This window comes from Citrobacter sp. RHBSTW-00017 (assembly GCF_013797615.1).
Taxonomy (GTDB): domain Bacteria; phylum Pseudomonadota; class Gammaproteobacteria; order Enterobacterales; family Enterobacteriaceae; genus Citrobacter; species Citrobacter braakii.
On record NZ_CP056899.1, the window covers coordinates 2,274,680 to 2,287,170 of the forward strand.

The following is a 12,491-nucleotide window of genomic DNA, read 5'->3' on the forward strand; positions in this document are numbered from 1 at the left end:
CAGCGGCGTACTTCGCAAAACTGTCCGACTGAGGTACGCCTTTATGCGTGACAACGCCCGTTGCTGGCCTGTTCGCCTGCTCTGTCGGGTGCTGGATGTTCATCCCAGTGGCTTTTACGCATGGCTTCAGCAGCCGCATTCACAACGCCATCGGGCAGACCTGAGACTGACAAGACAGATTAAACAGTTCTGGCTGGAATCGGGATGCGTCTATGGTTATCGCAAGATCCATCTGGATCTGCGGGACAGCGGGCAACAGTGCGGAGTCAACAGAGTCTGGCGACTGATGAAACGTGTCGGGATAAAGGCTCAGGTCGGATACCGGAGCCCGTGGGCACGTAAAGGCGAGGCCAGTATCGTGTCGCCCAACAGGCTCCAGCGACAGTTCAATCCGGATGCTCCGGATGAGCGTTGGGTAACCGACATAACCTATATCAGGACCCACGAAGGCTGGCTGTATCTTGCTGTGGTTGTTGATCTGTTCTCACGCAAAATTATCGGCTGGTCCATGCAATCCCGGATGACAAAGGACATTGTCCTGAACGCACTGCTGATGGCTGTATGGCGGCGTAATCCCCAAAAACAGGTGCTGGTTCATTCGGATCAGGGCAGTCAGTACACAAGCCATGAGTGGCAGTCGTTCCTGAAATCACACGGACTGGAGGGCAGCATGAGCCGTCGCGGTAACTGCCACGATAATGCGGTTGCAGAAAGCTTTTTCCAGTTGTTGAAACGCGAACGGATAAAGAAAAAGATCTACGGAACGCGGGAGGAAGCCCGCAGCGATATTTTTGATGATGTAGCCCCCTGAAACACCGGACAGTAGCTGTATCTCCAGATAAGAGATAGGCTTGAATATATGTCTAACACTAACGCCAATTTTGAGATGACCGGGATCCTGTTAGGGCAAGAAGTCCGTAAACGTAAAACTCCTCAGGAGAAGATCGCCATTATCCAGCAGACGATGGAGCCGGGTATGAATGTCTCCCATGTCGCCCGCCTGCATGGTATCCAGCCCAGCCTGCTGTTTAAGTGGAAGAAGCAATATCAGGAAGGCAGCCTCACCGCCGTTGCGGCTGGAGAGGAAGTCGTTCCTGCTTCTGAGCTTACTGCTGCTCTGAAGCAGGTCCGGGAGCTTCAGCGCCTTCTGGGCAAGAAGACGATGGAAGTTGAGATCCTGAAAGAAGCCGTGGAGTACGGTCAGTCGCGAAAATGGATAGCGCACGCGCCCTTGTTGCCAAAGGACGGGGAATAGCCATGGTCTGCCGGACCATGGGCGTGTCGCGTGCGCAACTGTCACTGCGGATTAACCGTTCTGCCGACTGGCAGGACAGGCGCTGTAACCGGCGTAATGAAGAAGCAGACGCAGAAATACTGTCGGCTATCCTCAACATTATCAGCGATATGCCGAGTTATGGTTATCGACGCGTGTGGGGCATCCTGCGCAAGCAACGTCGCACAGAGGGACAGCTACCTGTGAATGCCAAACGGCTTTACAGGATAATGCGTGAGCATAACCTGTTGTTGTTGCATCACAAACCAGAGCGACCGAAGCGTGAACATAAGGGCAAGATAGCGGTGGCAGAAAGCGATATGCGCTGGTGTTCAGATGGCTTCGAGTTCGGCTGCGACAACGGCGAAAAACTGCGGGTAACGTTCGCGCTGGACTGCTGCGACCGTGAGGCCATAGACTGGGCAGCAAGCACGGGAGGCTATGACAGTTCGACCGTGCAGGATGTGATGCTGAGGTCGGTGGAAAAGCGCTTCGGCGACAGGTTGCCCGACACAGCGGTGCAGTGGCTGACGGATAACGGTTCAGCGTATACCGCGTATGAAACGCGGAGGTTCGCGAGAGAGCTGAATCTGGAGCCCTGCACAACAGCGGTGAGCAGCCCGCAGAGTAATGGCATGGCCGAACGGTTCGTGAAAACGATGAAAGAAGACTATATCGCGTTCATGCCAAAACCGGATGTGAGAACAGCACTGCGAAACCTTGCAGTAGCGTTCACGCATTACAATGAAAACCACCCGCACAGCGCGCTGGGATATCACTCCCCGAGGGAATACCGGCGGCAGCGGACATCGTTAACTTAAGATACAAAAGCTGTTCGGAGATGGAGGGTCAAGATCACAATCCTTTTTTTTGCCTGACTGGTCAGGCGCTTAATTCCAAGCGAGCGGGTCATTTCCTGTATCTTATTGTCACCTTTAATACTCAGCGCCAGTGCGCGTAATTCCTCACTAGGAATCGCGTCAACCTGGCGAATGTCGTTATCCGTGGCAGGCAAACGAAACGCATTCCAGTCAGCACGTTGCTCAGCGGACAGCCAGACGAAGTTTTCACCTGAGTGATCGGCTGCAAGGTGATAGTGTTGATCCACAATTTCCATTACGCGTTCACGTATCAGTCTGCCAGCGCGAGTGAAGCCGTGTATACGTGCGATGCGTTGCACAAGCGTTGTATCCAGAACGGGTGATTCACTTGTTACCACAGCTTCAATGAGGGTTTTAAGTGTCTCATCATATTCAGCGATATAGAATTGTTCTGCATCTGTCCTGTCGTGCCATTCCTGAAGATCGTTAACGACATACTTACCGGCATGCGCTGGCTTGTTGTTATTCTGAGAAGCTGTAGATGCATACTTCAACTCAGTGCCACCATCATCTTCGCTTACTTCGGCGGGAGGCGTGATGATAGGGTTTACTGACGTGGATATTTCTTCATCATTAGCGACAGGTGTAATTTCAGATACCAGTATGTCTTCACTGGCATCATTGGTTACATGACCGATGACTGGCGTAATCTGCTTTTGTTTTTCTGCTTCAGCAATCAGTGCGGCTTCCGCTGCTCTGGATTCCTCCAGCAGGCGATTTATTGCTGTATCCAGCCTGTCGAGTGCACCTTCTTTATCAATCCACCATTCAGTTGACCAGAGGCGCAGTAATTTCCAGCCCAGGCCCTGTAGGATAGCGCTGCGGACTTTATCGCGATCGCGTGCTGTTGCTGCGCTATGGTAAGTGGCACCGTCACATTCAACACCGACAAGATAGTCGCCAGGCTTATCCGGATGAACGATCCCCAAATCAATACGGAAACGGGATACGCCAATTTGCGGGACAACATGCCAGCCTTTTCTCCTCAGACCATTTGCTACTGCCTCTTCAAACGGTGAGTCATAACCGCCTACAGACCCACGTACTGCCTGAGAAAGAGCTTCAGGGCCGCGCTGGGCAAACTCAATAAAGTGTTTGAGGTCAGCAACCGCGCGGGCGCTGGTCCGATTAAGGTCGATGAAGGAAGGATCGAACGAGCTGAAGACCATCATTTCCTGTCGCGCACGTGTGACGGCAACATTCAGCCGGCGCCAGCCTCCCTCGCGATTAAGCGGGCCAAAATTCATCGACATTGTATTTGCGCCCGGCTCAGTCGGGCCGTACCCGATGCTAATTATGATCAAATCGCGTTCATCCCCCTGAACCGTTTCGAGGTTTTTAACCACAACAGGTTCTTCCAGTTCAGACTGGAAGAAGGGTTCAATTTCAGGGTGATGCTGTCTGGCACGGTCCAGCAGATCGCTGACTAGCTTTTGCTGTTCAGTATTCAGCGTGATAATGCCTATCGATCTGCCTGATGCAACGAACTCTTTATCAGTCAGTCGCTTCACCGTTTCAGCGACGATCGCTTCTGCCTCGACCTGATTATGACGTCCTTTCCCTTTAGAGTAGACGCCTGTAACCTTGCACCACTGGACAGCACTTTGCTTTGTTTCGGAAGCGGGGAACGTAATCAGGTTGCTGTCATAGTAGCGATGGTTGGAGAAGGTAATCAGGCTTTCATGACGGCTCCGGTAATGCCAGCTCAGGCTGTGGTTATACAGGCCGGCAGCAAGACACTCATCCAGAATGCTTTCCATATCTTCTTCAGTATCATCGTCCGTGTCATTAGCTGCACGATTAAAGAAGCTGGTTGGCGGCATCTGGCGGGGATCACCGGCGATTACCACCTGTTTGCCACGCGCCATGGTGCCGATAGCATCCCACGGGGCAATCTGCGATGCCTCATCGAAAATCACCAGATCAAACAAGGCTTGGTCGGAGGGCAGGAACTGGGCGACTGAAAGCGGACTCATCAGCATGCAGGGGGCAAGTTTGGCCATGGCATCGCCCATTTCGGCTGCCATCTGGCGTACCGGTTTATGACGACGGGGTTTCTGTAGTTCATGTTTAAGCAGTGCAAAACCACTCTGCTTGCTGACCTCATTTTTTGCAGGAATGACGCCACATAAACGAGCACGGATATAGCGTACTGTCAGTTTGGCCAGACGATCGGTTTGAGCACGGTAAGCTTCAATATCACTCATGTGCTCAGCCGGCACAAAATTGTGCAGCAGCGGCTCTGAATCGATCATCCACGATGCAAACCAGCGGCAATAGGCAGTTTCAAAAATCTCTGCAGCGCTTATTTCTCCTGAGTTAAGATGGATCAGCGCGTTGATAACTGGCTGCAGGCCATGTGAAATCGCTTCCTCACGTACACGGCTCCAGTCACTCCAGGCTTTAAGAGCAGACTGATGTTGCAGGATATTGAGTGCGCAGTCACGCAGTGCCGGGAGCGATGGTTTGTCCTCAGCTGGTTTTATCAGATTGCAGAAGCTAACCTGTGCATCATTGAAATTGGCGATTGCTGTGCGCAGTTTCCGAGTCAGGGCGGAGATAACACCCTGCGAACCGAGAAGGTCATTGGCATCAATAATCAGATTTTTTACAGCAGTGCGGATCTCGACCAACTGCTGTGGCGAAGAAGCAAAACCACCAAGCGAATTGCGGATAGATTCTGCAAGTTCCAGGGTGGTCTGCAACTGTGCAACGTTGGTATCCAGCCCAGCCCAACCCGGCAGGGATAAAGTGACAGAGTTAAGCTCGGTCAGACGTTGCAGCAATGTCTGCAGAGTTTCAGCAATGGGGAGATCAACGGATAAGTCGGGAGCTGACGTTAGCGAGTATTGTCGGATAACTTCACCAATGACTTTCTTGCGGGCACTGGTCGCAAAGAACCAGAATTTTTTGTCAGCGACGTCAAGTGCGTTTCTGATCTGCGGAGCATTAACGTACTGCCAGCTGTTACCAGGGTAGGTAACTGACAGATTAGCCTTTGGTCACTTCAATCTCTTTCAGGAGGTGAACGGCTTTATTCGCTGACTCTATACGGCTTGTGGCATCCGGTGCGAACATGAAATTCAGATCAATGCCGTAAGCTTCCGTCAATAATTCACAGAATGAAGTTAGTTGCGACAGTCTCTCGGGCTCAGTAGAGTCCAGAGTAACTCCCGTCACCTTCAGTAATTCCTCGGTGGCGTTTTCAAGGTGATCGATGATTGCAGGCAATGAATTCGCTGCAGCAATGAGAGAAGACTGCCACCCATTGGTCCAGTCAGCCTGCGTGATGAGGTCAAAATGATCGCCGTGCTGTTTCCAGGTATCACGGTTCAGCTCCAGACGTTTTACTATCTCTCTGAACTGAGTCATCTCTGAAGAAGAATGCAAAGTCGATGCAGGCCAGCTAAAGTGCGGCGTGGCGCTACTTGCATCCCTGATAACCGTGCCCATTGCCTGATGGAGCGTTAAGCCATTTGGCCAGCGCAGATGGAGCAAACGGACAACCTCATTGAGTTTGTCTCGCAGGTGCTGCACCTTGGCCGCTTCTTCCTTCCACTCCGAGGTGGTCAGTAGATCACGCGCATCCCATGCCCGCTCTAGCTGTTTCAGAAAATCCATCTTGGACGTTTTGCTCGAGTGCAGTTCCAGACAAAATTCACCGAGTCCCTGAGCCTCAAGCCTGCGATAGACCACATCCAGTGCCGCTTTCTTCTCAGCAACAAAAAGTACGCGTCTTCCCAGCGCAAGATTATGCGCGATCATATTGGCTATGGTTTGCGACTTACCGGTACCGGGGGGGCCATCCAGAACAAAATCCCTCCCTTTTGCAGAGGCTACAACGGCGGCGATTTGCGAGGAATCTGCAGGCAGCGGTAGGAAAAGATCCTGCGTATTGACGTTGTCATCGAGTTCCTCAACGTTGATGACTTCTCCGCTCTTATCCAGAACGGCATTGTCCTGGCCGCGTTCGATGAGATACTTTACCAGCGCACTTTGCATCAACTGAGGTGCCCGATCGATTAGATCTTTCCACATCAGATATTTGGCAAAAGAGAATGTGCCAATCACGACATCACGGGTGACTTCGAAACCGGGTATGTCGCGCACAGCACGCCGTACCATATTCCAGATGCCATCCACATCAACACCACTTTCATCGGTGGGCAGATCGCCATCGAGGCCGTTAATTGTCAGAGCAAAGTCATTATGTAGCAGTTCAAGCAGAGTAAGGTTGAAGCGGGGCTCTTCTTCCAGCAAACGCATGGACACGCCCGAAAGTACACTTTTACGGTCAAGCTGAATCGGCAGTAGTATCAGTGGAGCTGAGTAACTTTTGGGATCATCAGCGGATTTTTTCCATTTAAGGAAGCCCACAGCGAGGAAAAGAGTGTTGGCACCACCTTCCTCCAAATCACTTTTCGATTTTCGATAGAGGTCGATTAGGGATGACTCGAGGCGGTATTTTTCCATTGCGGAGACGACTTCACCGCGTTCCAGCGCAATCTGGGCGTATTCTTCCCGCAGGTTCTCGTTTGTGAGCTGCTGATAAAGTTCGGCATCGCGGCCTCCACTCTCTAGATCAGGGAGCGGGACAATGCGAATGCGTTTGCCTTCAGCTAGCTTATCTTCAAGATGGCCCGGATTCGCACAGATCAAACGAATGCCTTTAGCGCTTTCAGGCAGGTGTAACAGGCGGTTACGGGTGGTTAAGTCCAGAAGTTTTCGTTGCCATTGTACAAGCCGGCCCCCAGCTTCTTTTTCGCCAGCTGTTTCAATATCAATGTCAACATCAGGGAGAGAGGGTGCGTCCTCAAACCCATGAGAAATAACCTCCTCAGCATCAGGCTGTTCTTCAAGGCGAGTGACACCCAAAGCCAGTGGCCGAATTTTCTGCATCCGCGCGCGACGCGAATCAATGGCTGCGTGAAAAACATCCTCGTTAAGATACTTTAACGCTTCATCAGATGCCTGAGTAAATGAAGGCGGGTGGGCTCTGGTCGCGAGAGTTGTCTCAAATACGACCATTTCTTTTAGGTCGACACGTTTGCGCACCGCAGAGACGTCTTCTGTCACTAGCTGCGAAAATTCCTGTGGTTGTAACCAGACGCCAGCAAACGCATGACCTTCACTGAGCATTAGCAGTGAATTCAAACCAATCTGTTCCAGTGCTGAAGCAAATAATAAGGTTGTATCCAGACAGGTCGCGACTTTACCTTCCAGAATGATGCCTGGTGTGCGAATTTTCTGGCCATTCCGTTCAAAGCTGGCTGGGGGAAGGGCATAACTGATATTGAGGTTGCAGACAGCAGTCCAGAGAGCTGAGGTAATTTCCCAGACACGAGTTCTCGACTTGCTTTCATAACCATCAAGAGCGTCATTCTTGCCTGCACGGCGAAGGACATCAGAGGCTGCCTTGAGTACACGATCTACCGCCGGATCATTAGGAATGATAAATGAAGGGAGCAATTCAATCATTGCGCTGCCGCCCCATTCATTTTTCGCAAGTGCCTCAAGCGAATAATGAGTAATGAAGATTTCTTCCTCACCCTGGCACAAACTTATGGTGACTTCGCAGAGTACGCTTTCGGTCAGTTCGGCGAGCCATTTGGCATTAAGTTTGACATCCCGATCCCTGATATCCAGTGAAGTACCGGGAAGCAGGCGGTCGATATTCCATTTTTTATCTTCGAGCACGGCTGGCGCGGTCCGCAGATGCAGCGTCAGATCCTGAAATGTCTCTTCGGACTCATTATGCAAGATGAGCTCACGTAACAGCGGAACTGCATTCTGGTGTGATGTGAACCCCAGCTTGTGCGCGATACTCACCTGCGCTTTTATACCCATGAAACTAGTTCTCCTTAAGAGGAAATCACTCAAATATGCACAGTAGTGCTGACGATAGGAGACGCATTGAACAGGCAGAAAGCATCAGCAATTTGATTGCTCTGGCGGCGAGTATCAGAACAGGCGCGCAAGTACAGAAAGCATCATTCGCGGATTAGGTTGGGGGCGAAAGGTAGTGATTGTAAAAATCAATGCACGCTTCCTCTACCGTCAAGAGGTCGTCCCTAAGAATCATCTTAGTATTTTGCTAACATTAAAGTATAACGCGAACTTGATCTATAGATTAGGTCAGCCCAGTAATCTGAGGTGGGATAGCAATTTCAGAAAGATTTATGTTTTTGATAAATATATTTTTTTCTTTCATCCCTCGATTCACTTGTAACGATGAACAACAAAAAAAAACAAGAAAAGATGATGTTCGATATAATATTTTGAAAAATTCCTAGATAACAATTGAATATATCTCTTGACCTGTTCCCTGTTGTTGAGCAAGGCACTATTTTAATCATACCTTTGTCAAACTGTGAACTTCCGCTATTCGCTCAAAACAGACCGTCACGTTCCCATTTTATTTTTTTTGATATAACTGATGATTGTATTGAGCCCTCAATAATGAAGGCTCAATACTAGCTCTTCCTATTGTAGAACTTTTTCCTCCAGGAATTTACTCACCATATCAGCAATCTGCACATTATTTAAATCAGAGAACGGGAAGTGGGTATTCCCTTTGATTCCTTCCTCAGGCAGATGCGTCACAGTGACATCTCCGCCATGCTTATTCACCACGTCACGCCACTCGCGAGCCATTGCCAGACGCACGCGCCAGCTGTCTTGCGCGGGCATGGCGACAGGTTTATCAGGGATGTTATCGCCGTAAATAATCAGAATCGGAATTTTAGTCAGTGCCATAAACTGCTCCATCGGCACCGGTTCACCCTTCAGCGTGTCGAACGCGCTTGGCATTGGGGCAGGGAGCTCTTTCTCCGGGAAGACAAAGCTGCTACCAGGCTCGAAGGCGACAATGGCTTTGACCTTGTCATTTTTCATCGCCGTGTACCAGCCTGGTCCGCCACCCTGGGAGTGGGTGAAAAGGATAGCCGGGCCGGATTTATCCACGACGGCGGACATCGCATCGGAGATAACATTGATATCAAACGGCCCGGTATTTGGGGTCATCTGACGGAAATACTGATTCAGGGCTTCTTTGTCGTGAGAAAACTGAACGCCCTTAAAATACTCTGGCCACACGCCAACGCGGAACTGGTTAAACCACATCTGTTCATCCGGTTTAGGCGTAACCGTACCTTCTACCGTCGTGCGCCCGGCGCTGCCCCGGCGGGGCTGATCGACAAGATAAGTTGAGAATCCACGACGCAGGAATATGTTCTGGAATCCTTCGCGACCATCCGGGGTGGTTTCCCAGGTGCGGGAGAACTGACCTGCGCCGTGCAGCATGACGATAGGGTATTTATGCGGATTTTCCGGAATTTGGTAGAACACAGACGCATGATCGCCATGCCAGGTTTGACCCGCAGAGTCCAGCGGCGTTTTCGCGTCAAATTTCCCTGGTGCGGTGATGATAGTGCCACCAGCAGAAAAGCTTCCCTGTTCCTGAATGACCAGCGGCTCGGCGTATACCGACTGAGCCACCATGCCACCCGCCATCGCGCAGATGGCCAGCGTTTTTAAGACAGTTTTCAAGATTACATCCTCTGTTATGTTTGCCGTTCAATCATATCTGAGTTGTCAGCGTGAATTATTTAGCACCTTTGATTGCCCTTATTTGGCAGACTCATGAATGCGGAGGATTAGCACCGTATCGTCTCAAACCAACGCCTAACTGTTTGCTAACGCCCGTTGCAGCGCCTGTTCCGCCCGCGTAGCCGCATCTTCTTCGCCATTTTCACGAAGAACTTGTGCCAGTTGGCGCAGTTGCGCTGCCGTCAGGCCGACTCGCATGCTGGCTCGCGTATGCGATAACAGCTGAGCTTCAACGCCCGGCGTGGCGGCTAATGCGCCAACCGTTGCCAGCTCGCGGCTTTGCCAGTCGAGGTTATCGCGGGCGAAAATGTCGCCGAACAGATGCGTTTGTAGGAATTGATTAATGACCGGGGCAAAATCAAACAGAGGTCCCTGGACGGGGGCGCCGGAGATTTTAGTCTGGTTTGCGGTACCGACACGGCGAAGCTCATCTCCGACAGGGATGGCGGCGACCGGCTCTTTACCTTCAACGTCTTCAACGCCACGTTGTTTACGTGCTTCGACGACTTTCATCAGTTCATTCAGCGCGTTCAGGCTACGGGGAAATCCCGTATAGGCATAGAGCTGGACGAGAATCTCTTTGGTCTCGTTTATCGTGAGTCCTGCATCAAGCCCCTGATTCAGTGCCGCATTCAGCTTATCCATCTGACTGCTGGCCATTGATGCCGCAATCAACGGGATGGCTTGCTGGCGAGCTGACAGCGTATCTGAAACCGTTTGTTCGTGGTTCATTTCTGAGGCTCCTTTATTGACGGGCGCAGCATGTGCCGTGAGACCCAAACCAAAGGTCAGCAGTACCGCTGCCGTTAATGCCTTAATGGGCGTGGTATTGTTCATCTGTCACTTTCTCCATCCAGTTAACGCTTTTGCCATCCACAATCCCGGTTATCGCCAGGTGCGTCATTGCGCTGCCGGGGGCCGCCCCGTGCCAGTGTTTGACGCCCGCCGGGCAAGAGACAACGTCGCCAGCGCGGATGACCTGCACCGGCTGGCCTTCTTGTTGGGTAAGCCCAATTCCCGAGGTCACAATCAGCCGCTGCCCTGCCGGATGAGTATGCCAGGCGGAACGAGCACTTGGCTCAAAGGTGACATAAGCCCCGGAAACGCTAATTTCGTTATCTGGTTTGAAGAGAGGATCAACCCGGACGCGACCGGTAAAGTTCTCTGCTGCCCCGTACACCGCATTCTGGCTTCCGGCGGTGGCGATATGGACAGCGGGATTTTGCTCCGCCGCCCAGGATGAAAACGTAAAGAGGGGCAGTAACAGCCCGAGGTAACGTAAATGTCTGATCATGCAAAGCGTCCTTATCTACAATGATGGAGAGGGTCTGCAATGATTCTAATCAGGGGGAGATGTCGTCAGACTGACGCCAGCCTGACAATTCTGTCAGTTAACCCTTATTATGGTGACGCTGCTTTGTCTTTTCTAAAAATAAGGCCCCAAAGCGAAAACCGTGTAATTAATGAAAATAAAACAATAATGGCCAGGTAGCGTAGATAAAAAAGTAGGGCAGATTCATCGTAATCGAAAAAGGAGAAATCGACCTTTATCAACAAATAATCGAGATAGTCCTGGTTCAGTAATTCGTACAATCCCAGTAGTGCGATTAGCGAAAAAACTCCTGGCATCATGACATTTGCAAAGAATGAATTGCTGGAGATGTTCAGGACCCGGCAGAAAAAGGTTGCCAGCATTTTCCAGTGCAACCCGATATGCAGCGCCAGAATGAGCATTCCCCAGTGGACCAACGTCATGTGTACTTTCCTGACCCCGCTCGCCGGGTTGTGGAACGCCAGGTCCAGAAGGATATGTCGGGACAGCATCATGCCCGAGACAATCGCGGTCAGAATGACAACGAATGTCACTGCATTAATGATTCTGTTAACTACCAGCATGGTTAACGGAATATTGGGCGACAGTGACCACAAGCGATGCCGGTTAAGATATAAATGCAGCATGATGAGCAGCGTAAAAATAATACCCGCCCATTCATGCACGATTTCACCGTGAAGGTGAAATCCCATCAATACCAACAGAAGTAACGTCATCAGCGCATCCTGCATGACCTGGAAAATATAAATTTTCTTCATGTCGATGGATTAACGCTGTGGCTGGACTTGTTTTACCCATTGCTCAACCTGCGCGGGTACGTCAGGAGCTGAAATATCGTTGCGCGAGATCGCGAGCGCACGAGTGACTAATTTGGCCTGTGGCTGCATGCGAGCAATTTCTCGCAGGGAGTCGGCTAACCTGCTGCCACCATGGGTGGTAAAGGGAACGACCGTTTTGCCTGCAAAGTCATTTTGCTCAAAGAGGCTGTATATCACCATTGGCATGGTATACCACCAGATGGGGTAGCCGACGTAAATGGTGTCGTAATCGCTCAGGTCAGGGAGCGGCGTTTTTAGCGAGGGTCTGGCTTTCGTTTGCTGTTCCTTTTCGGCAACGCGCAAAAGTGCATCATGCTGGCGAGGGTAGGGAGTGGCGGTTTCAATGCGAAACAGGTCGCCGTGAGTCTGCTTCTGAATAAGTTGCGCAATAAACTGCGTGCTGCCGGTCTCTGGCGTATTTTTTTGTAATACGCTGGCCCCGGAAAAACCATCCACGGCACCAGGTTTCATCTCCTCTGGTTGTGAAAAGTAGATAATCAGCGTGCGGGCGTGCGCGGATGAATCCTCTGATGCGAACGCGGGCTGCCCCAGAAGCCCCATGACCATCATCGCCAGAA

8 protein-coding genes and 1 pseudogene are annotated in these 12,491 nt (G+C 51.1%); 2 read left to right on the forward strand and 7 right to left on the reverse strand.

What is annotated here, in order from left to right; all coding sequences use genetic code 11:
* Positions 1-7: 7 nt before the first annotated feature.
* Positions 8-796 (forward strand): annotated as a pseudogene (locus HV037_RS11045) (IS3 family transposase); the annotation flags it as partial.
* 90 nt (positions 797-886) lie between these two features.
* Positions 887-2,094, forward strand: a protein-coding gene (locus tag HV037_RS11050) for an IS3 family transposase (protein ID WP_117086587.1) whose coding sequence is annotated in 2 segments (ribosomal slippage) — positions 887-1,208 and positions 1,208-2,094 — 1,209 coding nt in all. Because the reading frame shifts where the segments join, the coding sequence is not laid out codon by codon here.
* Here the strand turns inward: HV037_RS11050 and HV037_RS24575 are convergent.
* The 7 genes from HV037_RS24575 to HV037_RS11080 all read right to left on the reverse strand — a co-directional run bounded on the left by HV037_RS24575 (position 2,091) and on the right by HV037_RS11080 (position 12,483).
* Positions 2,091-4,940, reverse strand: a complete 2,850-nt coding sequence (locus HV037_RS24575) for a DUF3320 domain-containing protein (protein WP_249414972.1) — start codon at positions 4,938-4,940, stop codon at positions 2,091-2,093. The genes HV037_RS11050 and HV037_RS24575 overlap by 4 nt on opposite strands.
* 205 nt (positions 4,941-5,145) lie before the next feature.
* Positions 5,146-8,001, reverse strand: a complete 2,856-nt coding sequence (locus HV037_RS24580) for a DUF4011 domain-containing protein (RefSeq protein WP_249414973.1) — start codon at positions 7,999-8,001, stop codon at positions 5,146-5,148.
* A 636-nt stretch (positions 8,002-8,637) separates the two neighbouring features.
* A complete protein-coding gene (locus tag HV037_RS11060) occupies positions 8,638-9,702 on the reverse strand; it encodes an alpha/beta fold hydrolase (protein ID WP_181500332.1) in 1,065 nt (354 codons plus the stop codon).
* 135 nt (positions 9,703-9,837) lie between these two features.
* Positions 9,838-10,599 (reverse strand): carboxymuconolactone decarboxylase family protein, encoded by a 762-nt coding sequence (locus tag HV037_RS11065; RefSeq protein ID WP_047358267.1) that lies wholly within the window; start codon positions 10,597-10,599, stop codon positions 9,838-9,840.
* On the reverse strand, positions 10,577-11,056 hold the full coding sequence (locus tag HV037_RS11070) for a cupin domain-containing protein (protein WP_181500333.1): 480 nt from the start codon (positions 11,054-11,056) through the stop codon (positions 10,577-10,579). Before HV037_RS11070 ends, HV037_RS11065 begins: the two co-directional genes overlap by 23 nt.
* 107 nt (positions 11,057-11,163) lie before the next feature.
* Positions 11,164-11,811 (reverse strand): DUF4405 domain-containing protein, encoded by a 648-nt coding sequence (locus HV037_RS11075; protein ID WP_181500334.1) that lies wholly within the window; start codon positions 11,809-11,811, stop codon positions 11,164-11,166.
* Positions 11,812-11,862: 51 nt separating this feature from the next.
* Positions 11,863-12,483: a flavodoxin gene (locus HV037_RS11080; protein ID WP_221774855.1), complete on the reverse strand. Its 621-nt coding sequence runs from the start codon at positions 12,481-12,483 to the stop codon at positions 11,863-11,865.
* Positions 12,484-12,491 lie beyond the last annotated feature (8 nt).

Coding starts and splice junctions, on each gene's coding strand:
- HV037_RS11080 (WP_221774855.1), bottom strand. CDS start 12,483: ATGATGGTCATGGGGCTTCTGGGGCAGCCCGCGTTCGCATCAGAGGAT.
- HV037_RS11065 (WP_047358267.1), bottom strand. CDS start 10,599: ATGAACAATACCACGCCCATTAAGGCATTAACGGCAGCGGTACTGCTG.
- HV037_RS24580 (WP_249414973.1), bottom strand. CDS start 8,001: ATGGGTATAAAAGCGCAGGTGAGTATCGCGCACAAGCTGGGGTTCACA.
- HV037_RS11070 (WP_181500333.1), bottom strand. CDS start 11,056: ATGATCAGACATTTACGTTACCTCGGGCTGTTACTGCCCCTCTTTACG.
- HV037_RS11075 (WP_181500334.1), bottom strand. CDS start 11,811: ATGACGTTACTTCTGTTGGTATTGATGGGATTTCACCTTCACGGTGAA.